Here is a 20124-nt window from a genome sequence, read left to right as displayed (position 1 = left end):
CTTTCTTGTTGTTTTTTAGATTTAAAATTCAATCTCAAAATAAAGACTGCTTGATGTATTGTCTGCCGTAACAGCTTCTCCTTTTAAAACTCCGTTATCAGCATTTAAAACTTGAAGGTTTATTTTCCAATATCCTGTCATGGTAAGAGAAAGTTTTCCTTTATAAAAACCATTAGTTTCAGATTGAAGCAAATCTGTATTATTTGGAGAACCATGATTACCCATGCTCGGCATTCTTGGATCGATTTTGATTTTGAAATTATTTACAGCTTCAAAAGTCATCATATCTTTCATTTTGTAAATTCCAACTGTCATGTCGTTGACCGCTACTTTTGGTGATAAAGGTGCGATATAGGCAATTACATAATTGTTTCCGTCGCTTCCTTTGAATGAGCTTACAGTTCGTTTTGAAGGTGCAGGAACACTTATTTTGTCGGTTGCAGCGTAACTTACATTGTTGATTTCGTAGGTTATTGTTAGTTCCCAATATTCCGTTTCGTTTTGTGCCATTTGAAAGATGATATCTCCTTCATATATTGTTTTCTTGTCCTTTTTTTCTACTTCAGATTTAGGGCAAGAGTGCTGCATCATAGCCATATGCATAAGCGGCTTCCAGCTGATTTTGGCATCGGTAATATAATTGTTGGTTTTCTTGTCTTTTATTCGAAGTGAAATATGATTGTAACCCTGCACCAAAGAACCTGTTGATGAGAATAATTCTATAATATGGGTATCATTTGCAATTTCCTGTATTTTATGAAGTCCGCTTGTTTCATCAATTGGAATTGAAGAAGAATCGTCGTCAGAAGAACAAGAGAATGATGTGATTGCTAGAAATAAAATGGCTACGTATTTTAAAATTTTCATGAGATTTTAATTTAATAATGATAATAAGAGATCTGCCGAATGAATTCGGTAGGATAAAAAATGAAAAAAATCAGATGAAAATCGGAGGACGGAAGATGTTAATAGTCTTCAAGTGAGAATATAAGTTGCTGTAAAATGTATTTATGATGTAAGTAGAAGCTCTATTTCCCTGAAATAGAAATATTGGAATTTTCATAATAAACAGAACTACAGTTTCTGTTGTTTCACTTTTCTTTTCGTTAGAAGCCGGCGTGTCATTTTTATAGTTTTTTGCTAGTTCTTTTTTCAAATGACATTTTCCGTTGCAATGCAATTCTGGAGCATTTTTGTTTTCGCATAATTCAGTTGCAATGTAATGGTAGTTGACCACATAATCCAAAAATGGGAATGCTGGACGAAATACCACTGCAAGTAAAAATATGTAAACACAAAACTTCATTGCTTGTTGATTTTTGAGAATACGAAGGTATTATGAACTTTTTTTTAAGGATATGATTGTAATCATACTTTACGAAAAACAAGTTTTAGAATTTTGATCAAAAGTTTAACAAGTAAAAAACAAAGTAATGAACAAACTATTCTTATTAACAATGTTTGGTTTTATCCTGCTCACATCATGTGGGAAAGAAAAGTCAAATACTGATCAGGATTTTTCTACTCCAGCTCCAGCTGAGAAAACAGCTGATGCAGAATCTTACGATCCTAAAAGAGGTCTTGGGAAGTATGAAACCGTTGAATTAGGCGCTTCTTTAGATAAAGCAATGGCTGAAAAAGGACTTAAAACTGCTGAAGTTAAATGTACCTCTTGTCATAAACCAACAGATGAAAAATTAGTTGGCCCGGGATGGAAAGGGGTAACAGAAAGAAGAACACCGCAATGGATCATGAATTTTATTACTAATCCTGACCCAATGATTGACAAAGACCCAGAATTACAGGCACAACTTGAGCTTTGCATGATTCGTATGCCGAACCAAGGATTAACAGAAGATGAAGCAAGATCTATTTTGGAATATATGCGCCAGAATGATGGAGTTAAATAATTGAAAGGAATCAAAATCTAAATAATAGCCTTATGAAAAATAAATTTTTAAAATCGATTTTCGTTGTTACGTTAGGGTGTGCTTTGTTTGTTTCGTGCAAACCAAAAGATTCTACAGATGCTGTTGAAGGCGATGCCGCTCAGAAAGTGTATGTGGCACCCGGAAAATATGATGAATTTTACAACTTTGTATCGGGCGGTTTTAGCGGTCAGGTCAGTGTTTATGGACTTCCGAGTGGAAGACTGTTAAGGGTAATGCCTGTGTTTTCTGAAGATCCGCAAAGTGGTTATGGTTATAGTGAAGAAACAAAGCCTATGTTGAATACTTCGCATGGTTATGTGCCTTGGGATGATCAGCATCACTTGGACTTATCGCAAACAAATGGAGAAGTTGATGGAAGATGGATTTTTGCCAATGCCAATAATACGCCACGTATTGCACGTATTGATTTGAAAACGTTTAAAACAGCAGAAATTATCGAGCTTCCAAATTGCGGAGGAAATCACTCTTCGCCATTTATTACCCAAAATACAGAATATGTTGTAGGTGCAAGCCGTTTTAGTGTTCCTGCAGATAATGATAATGGAGATGTTCCAATTAATACCTACAAGAAAAATTTCAAAGGATATCTAAGTTTTGTGAAAGTTGGAAAAGAAGGAGAATTGGATCTTGCTTTTCAAATTGTAGCTCCAGGTGTGAATTTTGACCTTAGCCACCCCGGTAAAAAAGAATCTCATGGATGGTTTTTCTTCTCATGCTATAATACCGAACAAGCCAATACCTTATTGGAGGTTAATGCTTCTAAAAATGATAAGGATTTTATCATGGCGGTAAACTGGAAAAAAGCAGAGGAATATATTAAAGCTGGAAAAGGAAAACGAGTTCCTGCAAAATATGCCCACAATACTTGGGATGAAAAAACTCAAAGTGCAAAATCTATAATCATGAATGAGGTTTTAACTCTAGATGCTTCAGAACTTAAGGATATCTGTTATATGATTCCTTGTCCGAAATCACCTCACGGCTGTGATATTGATCCAACAGGAGAATATATTGTAGGGAGCGGAAAATTAGCAGCTTTAATTCCTGTATTCAGTTTTACAAAATTGAAAGATGCTATTGCTAAAAAACAATTTGATGGCAATTATGCCGGAATTCCAGTTGTGAAATACGAAGCGGCTCTTCATGGAGAAGTTCAAAAACCAGGTTTAGGACCTCTTCATACAGAATTTGATGGAAAAGGAAATGCTTATACTACAATGTTTGTTTCTTCTGAGGTTGTAAAATGGAATATCAAAGATCTAAAAGTTTTAGATAGAAAAGCAACTTATTATTCTCCTGGCCACTTAATGGTTCCTGGTGGAAATACAGAAAAGCCATTTGGGAAATATATGGTGGTTTACAACAAAATTACCAAAGATCGTTACCTGCCAACTGGTCCAGAATTAGCCCAAAGTGCTCAATTATTTGATATTAGTGGCGATAAAATGAAATTGCTTCTGGATTTTCCAACTATTGGAGAACCTCACTATGCACAAGGTATTCCAGCAGATAAAGTTAGAAATAACGGACAGCTGAAATATTATGATATTGGGGCCAACAAACATCCTTTTGCAACTAAAGGTGAAAAAGAATCTAAAGTAGTTCGAGAAGGCAATAAAGTTCATATTTACATGACTTCTATCCGTTCTCACTTTGCACCAGATAATATTGAAGGAATTCGCGTGGGAGATGAAGTGTATTTCCATGTTACAAATCTTGAACAAGATTGGGATGTTCCGCACGGATTTGCTATCAAAGGAGCCAATAATGCAGAATTGCTAATTATGCCAGGAGAAACCTTAACATTAAAATGGGTGCCTGAGAAAAAAGGAATCTACCCATTCTATTGTACAGATTTTTGTAGTGCATTGCATCAGGAAATGCAAGGATATGTGCGCGTTTCGCCTGCAGGAAGCAACGTTCCGATTACTTACAGTGTAGGTACCAATTTACCAAAAGAATAGCCAGTAACCTTAAGGGAGCAAAGTATTCTTTGTTCCCTTTTATTTTGAATTATTATGAGAAATAAAAAACTATCCTCTTTTTCTAAAGTCATGCTGTTTTTATCAGGGCTTTTATTAATCGGAGCTGTATTTTTTCCTATCTGGAAAATTGAACTTAGGGCGCCCCAATATCCTGAAGGTTTGGTATTAAAACTTCATGCCTCTAAGATTGCAGGAGATGTGGATATTATAAACGGATTGAATCATTACATCGGAATGAAAACATTGCATACAGAAGATTTTATTGAATTTAAAGTTTTGCCTTTTATCCTAGCAGCTTTAGGTATTGTTTCGATTGTTTGCGCATGGAAATCAAATAGAAAAGGTCTTTTTGTTTTCTTCTTTTCTTTTGTGCTTTTTGGAATATTATCTGCTTGCGATTTCTACAGATGGAATTATGAATATGGGCATAATTTAGATCCGAATGCTGCTATTAGAGTTCCCGGAATGGCATATCAACCGCCAATGCTTGGATATAAACAATTATTAAATTTTGGCGCCTATTCAATTCCTGATATTGGTGGATGGATGCTGATTGCAGTTGGAGTTTTGCTTTTTGCTGCTATTATAAAAGAAAAATATACTAAACCATCTGGTCGGCTCTTGGGCATACTGTTGGTTCCTGCTTTTCTTTATTCATGTTCCAATGATAAACCTGTTCCGATAAAGCTAAATGCAGACAATTGTGATTTCTGTATGATGGGAATTAGCGATGGCAGACATGGAGCTGAAATCATTACTGAAAAAGGAAGGATATACAAGTTTGATGATATTGCCTGCATGGCGCATTATTGTAAAGATCACAATGATACTAAAATCAAGAAATATTATGTACACGACTACACTAAAAATAATGAACTGATTCCAGCTGAAAGTGCTTTTTTCGTTTCAGGAGGAGCAATCAAAAGTCCAATGAATGGAAACATTGCTGCCTTTACCAATAAAAGTGAGGCAAAAGCATTTGAAGCACAAACAAAAGGAGAAGAAAAAGAATGGACCGCAATTTTGAATCAATAAAATGCTGTCTTAATTAAAATCTTAAATCATGAAATTTCATATTTGCCTTTCATTCCTATTGTTTTTTAATTGTCTCTGGTCTCAAAAGATTGAAGTAGGTTCAGATAAGTCAGTTAAAACAATCAAAAAGGCAATTGAACTTGCCAAGTCTGGCGACACCATTATAGTTAATAATGGCATTTATCGAGAAGGCAACATTAGTATAGATAAAAAATTAGTTGTTAAAGGAAAAAACTTGCCAATTCTGGACGGACAGCTAAAATATGAAGTAGTTTCCATAAAAGCCGATAGTGTAGTTTTTTCTGGATTTAAAGTGATCAATTCAGGATATGCTTCACTTAATGATCCGTGTGGAATTAAAATATACAATAAAACAGGAGTTGTCGTAAAAGATAATTTTTTGGAGAATAATTTTTTCGGAATCTATGTCCAAAAAGGCACAAACTGCATTGTAAAAAATAATGTCATAAAAGCGTATCAAAAAGAGGAACAACGCATTGGAAACGGAATTCATTGCTGGAAAAGTGAGAATATGCAGATTATTGGGAATAAAATTTCTGGACATCGGGACGGAATTTATTTTGAGTTTGTTTCTAATTCGGTTATTTGGCGAAACATATCTAAAGCTAATATCCGCTACGGACTGCACTTTATGTTTTCTAATGATGATGCTTATATCGGCAATGTTTTTAAAAATAATGGAGCGGGAGTAGCGGTTATGTTTACTAAAAATGTAAAAATGTTCAACAATTATTTTGAAGAGAATTGGGGCGACGCTGCTTATGGTTTATTGCTCAAAGAAATTTCGGATAGCTATATTGTTGGAAATAAATTTATCCGCAATACTTCTGGAATTTATATGGAAGGAACTAGTCGTGTAAAACTGGAAAGGAACATTTTTAAAGATAATGGCTGGGGAATGAAAGTGCAGGCAAGCTGTATGGATAATGTGATTTCGTTTAATAATTTTCTTTCCAATACTTTCGATATCAGTACTAACGGAAGTTTGGTTCTAAATCATTTCAATAATAATTATTGGGATAAATATGAAGGCTACGATTTAAATCGGGACGGAATTGGTGATGTGCCTTTTCATCCGCTGAGTCTTTTTGCTGTTATTACTGAGAATAATCCGTCGGCGATGCTTTTGTTCCGAAGTTTTATGATTACGCTTTTGGATAAATCAGAGAAAATCCTTCCGAGCATAACGCCTGATAATTTTGTTGATGAATCTCCCGAAATGAAATCTCTTGTATTATGATTACTTTAAAAAATATAAATAAAAAATTTGGCAGACTTCAGGTTTTGCAAGATGTAAACCTTGAGTTTAAAGCAGGAGAATGCATTGCTCTTATTGGCCCGAATGGTTGCGGAAAAACAACTTTGATAAAATCGGTTTTAGGGATGGTTCTGCCCGATAGCGGAGATATTTTGCTGCATGATGAATCTATTTTAAAGCAGTTTGAATATCGAAACCGAATAGGGTATATGCCGCAAATTGGGCGTTATCCAGATAATATGACAATCGCCCAGATTATAGCCATGATCAAGCAAATTAGAAATTCTAAAGATGAGTTGGATGAAGATTTAATCTATAGTTTTAAACTGGATAAAATGAGTGACAAACAAATGCGAACTCTCTCTGGCGGAACAACACAGAAGGTAAGCGCAACATTGGCTTTTCTTTTTAATCCCGACGTTTTAATTCTGGATGAACCTACAGCAGGACTAGATCCGCTGGCTGCAGAAATTTTGAAGGAGAAAATCATTAAAGAGAAAAACAAAGGAAAATTAATCTTGATTACTTCTCATTTGTTAAGCGAACTAGACGATATGATTACTCAGATTATTTTTATGCAGGACGGAAAAGTTCATTTTCATAAAACAATAAAAGATCTTTTGGAATCAACTGGGGAAACTAAAATTTCAAAATCTATCGCTACCATATTAAAAGAAAAACAGCATGAACAGAATAATTAAAATTGTCTTATTGGATATTCTTAAAAATAAGATTATTGTGAGTTATGCCTTAATTCTGGCATTGCTTTCTTGGGGATCTTTTATGCTTGAAGACAATACGGCAAAAGGTTTACTGACGATTTTGAATGTCATTTTATTTACAGTTCCGTTGGTATCTATTCTTTTTTCGACTATTTACATTTACAATAGTTCAGAATTTATAGAGCTTTTGCTAAGCCAGCCCATTAAAAGAAAAAAAATTTGGATTAGTTTGTTTGCTGGTCTTGCCATTGCAATGTTTCTAGCTTTTTTTCTTGGTGCAGGAATTCCGCTTTTGCTAAATGCTTCAGGTATGGCAGGCTTAATGATGCTTTTGTCGGGAAGTTTAATTTCGATTGTTTTTGTTTCATTGGCTTTTTTGAGTTGTATTCTAACTCGAGATAAAGCAAAAGGAATAGGTTTGGCCATTTTATTTTGGATGTATTTTGCTATATTGTTTGATGCATTGGTATTGTTTCTTTTGTTTCAATTTGCAGAATATCCAATCGAAGAAGCCATGGTTGGTATTACAGCTTCTAGTCCGATTGACTTGGCCAGAATACAGATATTGCTTCATTTGGATCAGTCTGCTATGATGGGATATACAGGAGCCATATTTAAAGATTTTTTTGGAACCGCTATTGGTTTGTTTGTTTCTTTTTTGTTACTCGTTTTATGGATTGCTGTTCCGTTTCTAATTTCGATTAGGAAATTTGACCGCAAAGATCTTTAATGTTTTATTTTCACTAAGAATCAAAAAATATGAAAACAGATATTAGAAATAAAGATGATATAACGGTATTGGTCGACGCCTTTTATTTAAAAGTAAAAACAGACGCGACTATAGGATATTTGTTTACAGAAATTGCGATGACAAATTGGGAGAAACATCTTCCGATTATGTATGATTTTTGGGATAATATTATGTTTCATACCGGAAATTTTGACGGAAATCCTATGTTGAAACATCGCATGCTAGACCAGAAAAGTACGCTTACAGAAGTTCATTTTAGGCATTGGACCAAACTTTGGAAAAAAACCGTAGATGATTTGTTTGAAGGAGAAAAAGCAGATGAGATAAAAGTTAGGGCAGAAAATATCTCAAAATGGATGATGAATAAAGTCATTTTTTAATATAAAAACGGGAACTCAAAAAAGTTCCCGTTTTTAGTTTTTAAAGATATTAGAACTGAATTAATAATTTCTTTTAACCTTGATGCAAAAAAAGAAAAAATCGTCTTGTTTTGGTATGACTCAAATCATAAGACATCAAATTAATAAAATAATTTGTGATCTATAATTTCAATTTTTTTGTTCTTGCTCATAAGCGATAATGTACGTATTACGGTTTCTACACGAAGGCCTGTAAAATCGGCAATTTCTTGTCTTGTATACGGAATTTTCATTCTTATTGAAGTGGCTATATTGTTTTGTTTTTTTAAATTATCTAAAAAATACTGAATGCGATATTCAGGTTTATGATTGACTATATTTTTAGAAAAAACAATCTTGTTATAGATTTTCCATGCAAATAATTTGAGCACCTTAAATTGCATTTCTGGATTTTCTTCAAGAAAGGAAAAAAAGCTGGTTTTGGATAATTTTAGAATGACACAATCTGTTTGAGCAATTGCAGAAGCAGGGTAGGGCTGTCCGATAAAAAGAGGCGGTTCGCCAAAACTGTTTCCTTCATTAAAAATGCCAACCGTTAAATCTTTGCCATCTTCGTTGGTATAACTCATTTTTACTGTTCCTTCTAAAATTTGAAAATAGGAAACGGCTGCGTCATTTTCGAAGAAAATAATGGAGTTTTTAGGAATCTTTTTAGCTACAGCTCCCCAAGTGTAAAGTAAATCAGTATCAATATGCATGGCAAAACAATTAATACGTTGCGAAGAATTGGTTAAGTGTCTGGATTAGTTTTAATTAAAGCAAAGAAAGGGATTAAGAAAAAAAGAAAACATGATAAATGTTAGCTTTTGAAATGTTTTTGAATCAAAATATACTCTAGTGAAATTTTAGGATTAGTTGGTATGATCTAGAATAAAAAAGAAAAAGCATGAAAAAGAGACGGACTCTTTTGTCATGCTTTTATAATTGTAATTTAAAAAAATTATTTTGTGTCTATCAGCGTAAGTGTAACTCTTCTGTTTAGAGGTTTATTTTCTGCTGGAGTATTTGGAACCAAAGGTTCGCTTTCTCCTTTTGAAAATAAATGCATACGGTTAAACTCTATTCCTTTGTTCTGCAGATAATCTGAAACTGCCTGCGCTCTTTTCATTCCAATTTCAAGATTGCGTTTTTCAGTTCCTATATCACAAGTATATCCAGTAATATTTAGATCTGTGTCTTTGTTTGATTTTAGAATTTTAGCAATTTCATCCAATCTCGTTGCCAATTCTGGAGTTACGCTTGTATTTCCAACTTCTTGGAATGCTAGAGGCTGTTTCTCAATATAGTTTCTTTCCTCTGTTGTCAATTCTGTTTTAGCAGGAGGAGTTTCTACAACTTTTTGCTGTACAGGAACCTCTTTTTGAACCGGAGCTGTCTGTGTTTGAGTAACTGTTTCTGCTTTTGGCTGTACAGGCTCTGGTTTATCTTTAGCTAATGAAAAACCTAATTTTAGTTGAATACCTGCAGACAAGTAACGGCTTTCCTGAACGATTTTGCTATTTCCAACTGTTCCGTTTGCCTGAATATTATCAAGTCCGCTCGGATTGTAGGCAACAATATTGGTATTTGGAGTTTCTTTTGCTAAATCGGTTAAACCATAATCAACATACAAACCTGTATAAAGCTTTGTTTTTTCTGCTAGTTTGAATGTAAGGCCAGTTTCAAAACTTAACATAAAAGCAGGATCTAAGCTTACAGTTGTTTTATCTTGCCAGTTGGTTACTTTACCGAATCCGTGAGAAGGTAAATCATCAATCAAAAGATTAATATCAGGATAATAACCGCTCAGTTGTAACTCAGAAGCCGAAGCTTTTACAGTTTGTTTTCCTGGAAACATGATTTTTCCTCCAAATCCAAAATACAATTCTGTTTGAGAAGCAATCGCTGTTCTGTATTGCATCATTAAGGGAATTGCGAAACCAATAAAATGTTGCTCTTCTTTGTAATTAGTTGGAGTTACTTGATACTCAAATGCAGAGGTCTGGTCATCGACTTCATAAGTTGAAATCGTAGTTCCGTTATTCAGCTTAAAGCTATTTTGGTTGTAAGTTACATCGACCCCAGTTGAAATTCCCCAATGATCGCTGAAGAAATAGGTGTATCCAACACCTATTCCTCCTCCGAATTTTAGTTTACCGTCTCCGACATTGCTATCGTATATAATTCCAGACGGACCGCCGTTAATTTTAAAATTAATTTCTTGTGCTTTTATCGTGACGCTAAACAGTGTTAGTATAGCTATGGTGGCTTTAATTTTCATTGCTTGTAATTTTAAATTAAATCTCATTTTTATTTAACCAATAAGTTGATTGTTTTTAACTGACCATCAGCCAGTTTAAGAACAACAATATATAAGGCTGTCTGTGATGGAGCGATAATTTGATTTTTGGCTTTTACATTTGAAATAGTCTGCACTAATTTCCCTGCAATGTCATAAATAACCACCTCAGATCCATTTAATTGAGATTCGCTAAAATCACACTCTAAAGTAAACTCGGCATTAGGTTTAACTGGGTTTGGATAAACTTTGATTTTCTTGGTGAAAATTGTTCCAGTTGTTTCAATTGGACAAGATTTAATTGAGTTTCCGTTTTTGTCTTTTGCAATTACATAATAAGTACCGTTTAGAGGCTGTAGTTCGCTATAATACTGCTTAGTTGCACCAGAAACAGCTGTTCCGTTTTTATACCATTGCCAAGCTACATAATTGTTTGATTTATTATCAAAGAACAAAACATTAGCCCATTGCTGTATAACAAGTCCAGATTGGCTTATTTCAATTGGTTTAACAACGGCTGTTGCAGCATTATGATTCTGATCTCCAATTTGCGTTGCAGTAATGGTTGAGTTTCCTGATCCCGTAATGTTTAAAGTTGATCCAGAAATTGTTCCCAATGCTAGATTTGCTATTGCATAAGAAACTGGTAAACCGCTGTCTGTTGTTGCAGTTAAAGTAACATTGTTTGAATCTGCACAGCCAAATTCTAAAGTTTGGTTCCAAGTAATCGTTTGGTTGGCTTTAGTAATTTCAAATTTTGCACCAGTAAAATTGATTATGTAATCTGCACCTGCATTGATTGTTCCTAGTTTGATGTTGTATTTTCCAACATTTTCTCCAGCATCTCTAGAAAGCAGACCTGTAAGTATACTATTTGTATCTCCGTTGGCAAAACCTAAAGCGGTATAATTGAATACAGGATCAGTTGTACCGTAAACTTTGGTATGTCCAGCTGCTGCAGTTATAGTAAGAGTATATTTTTGCGTTGTAAAACTTACTTCGTTACCATAATTAACAAAACCATTACTGTTTACAGCATAAGTTCTTACGTAATATGTTCTGTTTCCTCTAAGGCCTGTTAAAGAGTTAGTAAATGTTCCTAATGCAGTGGTAACATTAATTTTAGTATCGGCTGTAGTAGGGTTAGCGTGCTGTGCATATACAAAACCAACTTCTGTTAAACAAGATCCACTGTCAACGTTAATTCCGTCAGAAGATGCTGTACCCGATAATGAAGCGCCAGTTGTAGTTATTCCAGATACAACTGCAGTATTTAAATTAACTGGATTAGCAGGTTGAGTTACCTCAACAGTTGCAGAAGCTGAGCATGAATTAGCATCTGTAACAGTTACAGTGTAAGTTCCAGCTACAAGATCAGTTGCAGTTGCTGCATTTCCTCCTGATGGAGACCAAGAGTAGGAGTAAGCTCCTGTTCCGCCTGTTACACTTACTGCAGCTGACCCGTTGCTTCCGTTATGGCAAGAAACTGCTGTAAGAGTAGGAGTTAAGGTTAAAGCATCAGGCTCTGTAATAGTAACGGTGTTGGTAACTGTACAAGAGTTTTCATCTGTTACGGTTACGGTGTAAACTCCTGCTGTAAGACCTGTTGCAGTTGCTGCCGTTCCTCCAGAAGGCGCCCATAAATAACTGTAGCTTCCTGTTCCTCCATTAGCAACCACTGAAGCGGTACCATTATTACCTCCCTTACAAGATACATTTGTATGCGAATCAGTTGCTGAAAGTACTGTAGGCTCTGTAATTTGAACAGACTCTGTTACAAAACATCCATTTTCATCGGTTACAGTTACAGTGTAAGTGTTTGGACTTAATCCAGTGGCTGTTGCTGCTGTTCCTCCCGATGGTGACCAAGAATAGGTATAAGTTCCAGTTCCTCCAGAAGGAGTTACAGTTGCTGTTCCGTTATTTGCTTGATTGCATAAAACATCTGTTTTGGCTATTATTGCCGTAAGAGCAGACGGCTCAGCAATAATAACACTAGCTGTTGTTTCGCACAAGTTAGCATCTTTTATTGTAACCGTATAGGTTCCAGCAGTAAGGCCAGTTGCAGTAGAATTAGTTCCTCCAGCTGGTGACCAAGAATAGGTGTAAGTTCCAGTTCCTCCAGTGACATTTACAGTTGCTGTTCCGTTAGAAGTTCCGTTGCAAGAAACATCGGTTTGAGATGTTGTTGCCACAAGTGGATCAGGTTCTTTAATTTGTACCGTTTCTGTTATAGAACATCCATTAGCGTCGGTAATTGTAACAGAATATGTATTTGGACTTAATCCAGTAGCAATTGCATCACTTCCTCCAGATGGTGACCAAGAATAGCTATAAGGTAAAGTCCCTCCAGAAGGAGCTACACTAGCTGTCCCATTATTTGCCTGATTGCATAAAACATCCGTTTTTGTTATTGTTGCTGTAAGTGCGTCGGGTTCCGTAATTTGTACCGACTCTGTTACAAAGCAGCCATTTTCATCGGTTACAGTTACTGTGTAAGTGTTTGGACTTAATCCAGTCGCTGTTGCAGTATTTCCTCCAAAGGGAGACCAAGAGTATGTGTAAGTTCCAGTTCCTCCAGATGCAGTTACAGTTGCTGTTCCGTTGCTAGCCTGATGGCATAAAACATCTGTTTTTGCTATTGTTGCTGTAAGGACTAGTGGCTCGGCAATAGTAACACTAGCTGTTGTTTCGCATAAGTTAGCATCTTTTATTGTAACCGTATAGTTTCCAGCAGTAAGGCCAGTGGCAGTTGCATTAGTTCCTCCAGCTGGTGACCAAGAATAAGTGTAAGTTCCAGTTCCCCCAGTGACATTTACGGTTGCAGTGCCGTTAGATTCTCCATTACAAGAAACATCGGTTTGAGATGTTGTTGCCGTGAGTGGATCAGGTTCTGAAATGATAAAACTTTCTGCTTTTGTACATGAATTAGCATCTGTAACAGTTACGGTATAAGTTCCAGCATTAAGACCAGTTGCAGTTGCAGCGTTTCCTCCAGATGGAGACCATGAATAGGTGTAAGCACCCGTACCGCCAGTTACGTTTACAGTAACTGAGCCGTTACTTCCGTTATGGCAAGATACTGCTACAGGAGTTGCAGTTATGCTTAAAGCATCCGGTTCTGCAATGATAATGGTATTCGTAGTAGAACATAGGTTTTCATCTGTAACCGTTACAGTATATGTTCCTGCAGTAAGGCCTGTTGCTGTTGCCGCATTTCCTCCAGACGGAGACCAAGAGTAAGTGTAGGCTCCAGTTCCTCCAGTTGCAACTACAGTTGCAGTACCGTTATTGCCTCCATTGCAAGAAACATTTGTATGTGTGTCAGTTGCAGAAAGTGCTGTAGGCTCTATAATTTGTACCGACTCTGTTACAAAGCACCCGTTTTCATCGGTTACAGTTACAGTATAAGTGTTTGGACTTAATCCAGTTGCTGTTGCGGCAGTTCCTCCAGACGGAGACCAAGAATAGGTATAAGTTCCAGTTCCTCCAGAAGGAGTTACAGTTGCTGTTCCGTTATTTGCCTGATTGCATAAAACATCTGTTTTGGCTATTGTTGCGGTAAGAGCAGATGGCTCTATAATAGTTACGCTTGCCGTAGTCTGACATAGGTTGGCATCTTTTATAGTTACTGTATAAGTTCCTGCCAATAATCCGCTTGCAGTTGCATTAGTTCCTCCTGATGGTGACCAAGAATATGTATAAAGTCCCGTTCCTCCGGTAACATTTACAGTTGCAGATCCGTTAGAACCTCCATTACAAGAAACATCAGTTTGAGATGTTGTTGCCGTAAGTGCATCAGGTTCTGTTATGGTAAAATTGCGTGTTTTGGTGCATGAGTTTGCATCAGTTACAGTTAGCGTATAAGTTCCTGCTTTAAGACCAGTTGCTGTAGCAGATGTTTGCTCCGGATTTGTGTTCCATGAGTAGGTCAGTGCGCCTGTTCCTCCAGTTATAGCAGGAGTTATAGATCCGTTACTTCCTCCCTTACAACTCACATTTGATTGTGATGCAGGTGTTATTATAATGGCTGATGGTTCTACTATTGTGAAGTCTTTTGTAATAGAGCATCCATTCGCAGCAATAATTTTTACAGAATAGTTTCCAGCAGTTAGGTTGTTTACTGTATCGGTACTTCCTACGTTAGGAGTCCACTCGTACGTAAACTGTCCAGGAGCACCCGAAGGAGTAACTGTAATAGATCCCGTATTTGCACCATTGCAAAGTACATCTACTTGAGTAGTACTAGCAACTAAGGTATTGGTTGTATTGATGGTAACGCTTTTCATAATAGAACAACCATTCCCATCTGTGATTACACAGTTATAAGTACCAGCTGTTAATCCGCTTGCAGTAGCAGATGCACCTCCAGAAGGCGACCAAGAATAGGTATAGCCTCCCACACCTCCAGAAGGAAATACTGTAGCTTCTCCACCAACAGAACAAGTCGCATCTGTTTGAGATGTAGTGGCATCTAAAGCAGATGGTTGGTTTATAGTAAAACTTTTAGAAATAAAACAGCCGTTCTTGTCTGTAATTTGACAAGTATAAGTTCCAGCTGCAAGTCCAGTAGCTGTAGCAGCACTTCCTCCAGTAGGAGTCCATGCATAGGTATAGTCTCCAGCACCTCCAAGTGGGTTAACAGTTGCTGTTCCTGTTGATCCGCCATTACATAAAACATCTGTTTGTGTTTGTGTGGCGCTTAAAACTGCCGGTTCTGAAATGGTAACATCTTGAGTTTTGACACAAGCGTTGCCATCTGTTACAGTTACCGTATAAGTTCCTGCTTGAAGACCGGTTGCTGTTGCTGCGTTTCCTCCAGTAGGAGTCCATTGGTAGGTATAGTTGCCCGCTCCTCCCAAAACATTAACGGTAGCCGTACCATTTGATCCTCCGTTACAAGAAACATTGTTTTGCTCAATGCTTGTAACAAGGGCAGGCGGCTGACTTACAAGAATATCACTAATAGTTTTAGTACAAGAATTGCTATCGGTAATAGTAACAGTGTATGTACCTGCCACAAGTCCAGATCTGTTTTGTGATGTTACTCCACCAGTCCAGCTATAGGTGTAAGGAGATACACCTCCTGTAACGGTAAGACCAATAGAACCGTTTGACCCTCCGTTGCAAGAAACATTATTAACTGATATGTTTCCTGAAAGTGCTGAAGGTTCACCAACTGTGATGTTGTTGAAAGTTTTACTGCACGAGCTATTATCAGTAATTGTAACAGAGTATGTGCCAGCTGTAAGTCCTGTTCTGTCCTCATTTGTTACTCCGTCATTCCATAAGAAAGTATAAGGTCCAACACCTCCAGATGGTGTAATGTTTATTGTTCCTGTTGCCGCACCATTACAAGCAATGTGTGTTATGGCAGTTGTGGTAGCAATAGCTGGAGGTTGTGATACTTGTATGCCAGCTATTGTTTTAGTGCAGCCATGATTGTCAGTAATAGTAACTGAATAAGTGCCAGCTGCAAGTCCTGTTCTGTCTTCAGTGGTTACTCCGCCACCCCAGTCAAATGTATAAGGTGCTGTACCACCAGTTGGCGTAAGGTTTATGGCTCCCGTATTGTTTCCATTACAAAGTATAGGAGTTACAGTTACTGTGCCATCAAGCGGTGCAGCAGGTTGACCTACTGCAATATTGCTTATTGTTGCCGTACAGCCATTGGCATCCGTAATAGTAACTGCATAAGTACCTGCAACAAGTCCAGTTCTATCTTCGGTAGATGCGCCACCTACCCAATTAAAGGTATAAGGGCTAACACCTCCAGTAGGAGTTAGGTTTATACTACCATTAGATCCTCCAAAACATGAAACATCTGTTGGGATTGCAGTACCTCCCAAGGCAGAAGAAGGCTGATTGATTGTAATACCAGGTAATGTTTTTGAACAAGAATTAGCATCAGTTATAGTTACGGTATAAGTACCCGCTAAAAGTCCTGTTCTATCTTCTGTAGTTGGGCCATCACTCCACACAAAAGTATAAGGGCCAACTCCTCCTGTTGGAGTAAGGTTTATAGCTCCTGTATTATTTCCAAAACACGCCACATGAGTTACGACTATACTAGCAGAAGAAATTGCAGCAGGTTGACTTACTTGAATGCCGTTTAAAGTTACTGAACAACTGTTAGCATCAGTAATAGTAACGGTATAAGTACCTGCAACAAGTCCAGTTCTATCTTCGGTAGATGGGCCACCTACCCAGTTAAAAGTATAAGGTCCTGTACCTCCAGTTGGAGTAAGATTTATAGCTCCTGTGTTCGCTCCATTGCATAATACATTAGTTATAACTGTTGTTCCGTTAAGCGCTGCTGTAGGCTGGCCAACTGCAATATTACTGATGACCACGCTACAATTGTTAGAATCGGTAATAGTAACAGAATAAGAGCCAGCAGCAAGATTTGTTCTATCCTGTGTTGTTATTCCGCCTCCCCAGTTATACGTATAAGATCCGCTGCCTCCTGTAGGTGTAAGATCTATGGATCCATTATTTCCTCCAAAGCACGAGACATTAGTAACCGTATAGGGTCCTTGTATAGCCGAATCTTGTCCTATAGTAAAGGTTTTGGTTATCAAAGTTCCTTCTGCATCTGTTATATTAACAGAATAATTAGATGGCATTAAACCTGTTACTGTTGCTGCAGTCGAACCAGTAGACCATGCATAAGTGTAAGGCATTTTTCCTCCTGAAGGAGTTACCGTCGCGGTTCCGTTATTAACGCCACTGCAAGCATTTTTTTGTGACTGTGTAGCAGATAATGGTGTATTTGTCGAAAATGATGCGGGAGTACCATAAGTAATTCCAGCTGAATTCGATGCATAAGCCGCATAATGTATAGTAGTTCCCGAAGGAAGTGAAGTTGCATTTACACTAAAAGGGCCAGTACCAATACTTGCCGACAAATTTGTTACATTCGAACCGCCAATAACAGGGTTTGGAAAGAGAGACCAAACAATACCTCTACTCAGTATCGTACCGCCACCATCATTGTTTGAACCACCTAATGTAGCAGTGAGGGCTCCATAGTTTGTTACGGGAGTTGTAGTGCTTACTGTTGGTGCAACGACAAGAGTTATATTTGGAGTATTATAGTTAGCGGCTGTTATTTGAAAATTGACATTATCAGTTGTGTCAACAAGCCAATTTGCAGGATTATTTATACTGAGCAATAAATCAGCAACATTGCCAGTTAAAGTGCCATTATATTTTGCGTTAGCGTGTTCCGGACCAGGTGCAGGGAATAAAGAAATGCACGTTTTGCCATTCTCTAAACCTTCTGGTACAGTACTTGAGTTTCCTCCAGTTGTGCCAGTATTGTTCCATTTAGTTGTACCGTTATAATCACCAGAATTATAGTCTGAATGAATACCAGCAATAAATGTAGGTGAAGCTGGTTCAGCAGCACCAGTTGCTGACTGATAAGCCAATATTTGGTCACCTCCAGAAGATAGACTGAATCCTGTAAAACCTGGTGCATAACCAATACCAGATGTTCCAGTTACTGTAAATATATTGTCAGTAGTTTCCATTATAGAAACAATTGTGCCTACAGGAGTGAATGACGGTACAGTCCATTTAAGATGTGATTCTGTACTTCCTAATACCCAAGCTGTACCGTTCCATCCTCTTTCAGTAAAATAAATTACCGTTCCTCCTGGCAGGTCTTTTAATACAATAAAAGAAAAACCATCCAGCGGATTGCTATTGAAGCCCAGGAAAGCGATATCACCTGGTGCTAAAGTCTGTCCTTTTATATTTTGGTGCAAACCAAAGATGCAAAAGAACGTAAAAAATAAAAGTAATTTTTTTTTCATAACAAAAAATTTAGTTAGTGACATAGATAAGCATTGTCCCAGCCTCCTATATGCTCAGGTTTTGTAAGTGAGGCAAAAGCCTTAATAAAATCCCCATCGTTTATCAATGTTTCAATTTTTTTAAAGCTTACAGTATTAAAAGAATCCAAGGTTAATTGGTATATAAAATGATTGAATAATGTTCGGTTGGTGTCTTTGTCAAATCGAATAGGGCCTCTAGGGCCCTCAATATTTAATTTATGAATTGCCTCCATTAAAGAGCTCGTTTTTAAATTCGCTGCATTTAAAAGCATATGCTTTAATATCAGTCCGTTTTCATAACCTAGAATTGAAAATAGAGAAGGGCTTTCATTATAAACTTCTTTATAATTTGAAGTGAAATCTGTTGCATCAGTATCATGCTGCATCCATGTGCTCACTACATAAAGTTCATGAGGATTATTTTTATAGTCATCCAAAATTTTATCATTGATAAAAAAAGGTGTGACATAAAAAGGATATTTTTGAGTGATTTTATTTTGTTTCATAAAATCAGCATTCTCTTCTGCGTATAGACCGCTATAAAAAGCAAAAACAGCATTAGGCTGCTTCGTATTTATAATTTCATCCATATAAGAGGCTTCATTTTCTCTAGGATTAAAAGGAGTTATATAATGTCCTGTAAAATGATTTTGCTCCTTAAAAGCATATTCTAAAGCATATAGCATCCCATATCCCGAATCATAAAAAGACGTAGAAGTTGCTATTTTATATTTTTTATTAGAAAAATATCTGCCCAAATGATAGCAAGATTCAGTTAATCCCAAAGAGTTTATATATATGCCTTTGTATGTAGATTGATAAGGAATTGTTGCTCCCAAATCTGCTGCCAACAATAAGATGTCATTATTAGAAGCATATTGATAAACATCTGACATATTATGATGCCCAAGGAAACCAATTATAATTGATATATCTTCTTGAAAATTAAGTTTCTGTATTTTGTCAATTATTAGTTTCTCATTAGCACCAATACCAATGCTTTCTACATAAAATTTTACATTTAGATTATTTAGTTTTAAACCTCTTATAAAATCTTTATCTAGCGAAGGGTACTGTTGAGACTTTGATATTAAAATTCCTATTTTAACGTCGTTATTCATAAAATTATATATAAAAAATAGAGGCATTTTTTTTGCCTCTATTTTAAGTTTAATTAGTTTCTAGAAGGAAAAATTCCAGATGTTGCAATACACATATTGACAGCAAGATATGGATTACGTAAATCAAAAGGTTGAGTGCCTCCAGTTAGTCCTGTAGTACCTCCTAGTGCAGCACTTGCAGCTAAACCTGCGATTTTTGCAGTTCCTGTTCCACCTGGTTCACTATATATATTCGCAGTTGCTGTACCAGATGAAAAAGAGTTGTTTCCGCCATCAGTTTCATTAGTAATTGTTCCTCCAACTATAGCTGTTGCAGTTACGCTTACTGCTGCTGTACCAGTGCCCGCAAGGGTATGTGCGTGAGCAGGTATATTTGTTGTTAATAAAGTAATATGCTCATTACCTGCTCTTTCACCTTGTGTGATAGGGCTTAAGCCAAGGCCTTGGCCGAAATGTATAGGAGCTCTTCCTCTTAGATCTGGAAGACCGAATGTATTCATACCATCTCCACCGTACATTGTTCCCAATAATGAAAATAATGCTGAATTTTGTGAAATTGACATGAGTTGGCCATTGCAATATGCCCATCCTCTTGGTGGAAAATTAAATCCGAAACTTAAAATTGTTCCCATGTATACTTCCATCATAATTTTTTAGATTTAGTAGTTAATGTTAGTTTTCGTAGTATTTTACTACAATGCTAAATTACTTTATAACTAAATTATGGATACGCGGGTTTAT

General features: G+C 36.6%; 14 protein-coding genes. 7 read left to right on the top strand and 7 right to left on the bottom strand.

Going from position 1 to position 20124, the window contains the following annotated elements; translation table 11 throughout:
- Positions 1–21: 21 nt before the first annotated feature.
- Positions 22–867 carry a hypothetical protein gene (locus tag ABXT06_RS07420; RefSeq protein WP_354590165.1) on the bottom strand — a complete coding sequence of 282 codons (846 nt, stop codon included), beginning with the start codon at positions 865–867 and terminating at the stop codon, positions 22–24.
- A 70-nt stretch (positions 868–937) separates the two neighbouring features.
- Positions 938–1306: a hypothetical protein gene (locus ABXT06_RS07415; RefSeq protein ID WP_354590164.1), complete on the bottom strand. Its 369-nt coding sequence runs from the start codon at positions 1304–1306 to the stop codon at positions 938–940.
- A 127-nt stretch (positions 1307–1433) separates the two neighbouring features.
- Between ABXT06_RS07415 and ABXT06_RS07410 the strand changes: the two genes are divergently transcribed.
- The 7 genes from ABXT06_RS07410 to ABXT06_RS07380 are packed head-to-tail and all read left to right on the top strand — an operon-like array spanning position 1434 to position 8104.
- Positions 1434–1910, top strand: a complete 477-nt coding sequence (locus ABXT06_RS07410; RefSeq protein WP_354590163.1) for a c-type cytochrome — start codon at positions 1434–1436, stop codon at positions 1908–1910.
- A gap of 32 nt (positions 1911–1942) precedes the next feature.
- Positions 1943–3916 (top strand): Sec-dependent nitrous-oxide reductase, encoded by a 1974-nt coding sequence (gene nosZ, locus ABXT06_RS07405; RefSeq protein WP_354590162.1) that lies wholly within the window; start codon positions 1943–1945, stop codon positions 3914–3916.
- 54 nt (positions 3917–3970) lie between these two features.
- Positions 3971–4972, top strand: a complete 1002-nt coding sequence (locus ABXT06_RS07400) for a nitrous oxide reductase accessory protein NosL (protein WP_354590161.1) — start codon at positions 3971–3973, stop codon at positions 4970–4972.
- Positions 4973–5000: 28 nt separating this feature from the next.
- The gene (locus ABXT06_RS07395) at positions 5001–6233 is read left to right on the top strand and encodes a nitrous oxide reductase family maturation protein NosD (protein WP_354590160.1); all 1233 of its coding nucleotides are present in this window, start codon (positions 5001–5003) and stop codon (positions 6231–6233) included.
- Positions 6230–6952: an ABC transporter ATP-binding protein gene (locus ABXT06_RS07390; protein ID WP_354590159.1), complete on the top strand. Its 723-nt coding sequence runs from the start codon at positions 6230–6232 to the stop codon at positions 6950–6952. The genes ABXT06_RS07395 and ABXT06_RS07390 overlap by 4 nt, the downstream gene beginning before the upstream one ends.
- Positions 6936–7703, top strand: a complete 768-nt coding sequence (locus ABXT06_RS07385; protein ID WP_354590158.1) for an ABC transporter permease subunit — start codon at positions 6936–6938, stop codon at positions 7701–7703. The genes ABXT06_RS07390 and ABXT06_RS07385 overlap by 17 nt, the downstream gene beginning before the upstream one ends.
- 29 nt (positions 7704–7732) lie before the next feature.
- Complete coding sequence (locus ABXT06_RS07380; protein WP_354590157.1) at positions 7733–8104, top strand: group III truncated hemoglobin; 372 nt, start codon at positions 7733–7735, stop codon at positions 8102–8104.
- 140 nt (positions 8105–8244) lie between these two features.
- Here ABXT06_RS07380 and ABXT06_RS07375 read toward each other — a convergent pair whose 3' ends face one another.
- The 5 genes from ABXT06_RS07375 to ABXT06_RS07355 all read right to left on the bottom strand — a co-directional run bounded on the left by ABXT06_RS07375 (position 8245) and on the right by ABXT06_RS07355 (position 20030).
- The gene (locus tag ABXT06_RS07375) at positions 8245–8841 is read right to left on the bottom strand and encodes a Crp/Fnr family transcriptional regulator (protein ID WP_354590156.1); all 597 of its coding nucleotides are present in this window, start codon (positions 8839–8841) and stop codon (positions 8245–8247) included.
- A 242-nt stretch (positions 8842–9083) separates the two neighbouring features.
- On the bottom strand, positions 9084–10403 hold the full coding sequence (locus ABXT06_RS07370) for an OmpA family protein (RefSeq protein ID WP_354590155.1): 1320 nt from the start codon (positions 10401–10403) through the stop codon (positions 9084–9086).
- A gap of 29 nt (positions 10404–10432) precedes the next feature.
- Positions 10433–18241, bottom strand: coding sequence for an MBG domain-containing protein (locus ABXT06_RS07365; RefSeq protein WP_354590154.1), 7809 nt, complete (start codon positions 18239–18241; stop codon positions 10433–10435).
- Between the two features lie 14 nt (positions 18242–18255).
- A complete protein-coding gene (locus tag ABXT06_RS07360; RefSeq protein WP_354590153.1) occupies positions 18256–19383 on the bottom strand; it encodes an ABC transporter substrate-binding protein in 1128 nt (375 codons plus the stop codon).
- A 53-nt stretch (positions 19384–19436) separates the two neighbouring features.
- Entirely contained in the window at positions 19437–20030 is a 594-nt protein-coding gene (locus tag ABXT06_RS07355; protein ID WP_354590152.1) for a phage tail protein, read from the bottom strand.
- Positions 20031–20124: the final 94 nt, after the last annotated feature.

This window comes from Flavobacterium sp. UW10123 (genome assembly GCF_040538975.1).
GTDB lineage: Bacteria > Bacteroidota > Bacteroidia > Flavobacteriales > Flavobacteriaceae > Flavobacterium.
This window is presented reverse-complemented; position numbering and strand designations above follow the sequence as displayed.

Excerpts from the sequence above, each read along its gene's own strand:
- ABXT06_RS07420 (WP_354590165.1), bottom strand. The coding sequence starts at position 867 with ATGAAAATTTTAAAATACGTAGCCATTTTATTTCTAGCAATCACATCA.
- ABXT06_RS07415 (WP_354590164.1), bottom strand. The coding sequence starts at position 1,306 with ATGAAGTTTTGTGTTTACATATTTTTACTTGCAGTGGTATTTCGTCCA.
- ABXT06_RS07410 (WP_354590163.1), top strand. The coding sequence starts at position 1,434 with ATGAACAAACTATTCTTATTAACAATGTTTGGTTTTATCCTGCTCACA.
- nosZ (WP_354590162.1), top strand. The coding sequence starts at position 1,943 with ATGAAAAATAAATTTTTAAAATCGATTTTCGTTGTTACGTTAGGGTGT.
- ABXT06_RS07400 (WP_354590161.1), top strand. The coding sequence starts at position 3,971 with ATGAGAAATAAAAAACTATCCTCTTTTTCTAAAGTCATGCTGTTTTTA.
- ABXT06_RS07395 (WP_354590160.1), top strand. The coding sequence starts at position 5,001 with ATGAAATTTCATATTTGCCTTTCATTCCTATTGTTTTTTAATTGTCTC.
- ABXT06_RS07390 (WP_354590159.1), top strand. The coding sequence starts at position 6,230 with ATGATTACTTTAAAAAATATAAATAAAAAATTTGGCAGACTTCAGGTT.
- ABXT06_RS07385 (WP_354590158.1), top strand. The coding sequence starts at position 6,936 with ATGAACAGAATAATTAAAATTGTCTTATTGGATATTCTTAAAAATAAG.
- ABXT06_RS07380 (WP_354590157.1), top strand. The coding sequence starts at position 7,733 with ATGAAAACAGATATTAGAAATAAAGATGATATAACGGTATTGGTCGAC.
- ABXT06_RS07375 (WP_354590156.1), bottom strand. The coding sequence starts at position 8,841 with ATGCATATTGATACTGATTTACTTTACACTTGGGGAGCTGTAGCTAAA.
- ABXT06_RS07370 (WP_354590155.1), bottom strand. The coding sequence starts at position 10,403 with ATGAAAATTAAAGCCACCATAGCTATACTAACACTGTTTAGCGTCACG.
- ABXT06_RS07365 (WP_354590154.1), bottom strand. The coding sequence starts at position 18,241 with ATGAAAAAAAAATTACTTTTATTTTTTACGTTCTTTTGCATCTTTGGT.
- ABXT06_RS07360 (WP_354590153.1), bottom strand. The coding sequence starts at position 19,383 with ATGAATAACGACGTTAAAATAGGAATTTTAATATCAAAGTCTCAACAG.
- ABXT06_RS07355 (WP_354590152.1), bottom strand. The coding sequence starts at position 20,030 with ATGATGGAAGTATACATGGGAACAATTTTAAGTTTCGGATTTAATTTT.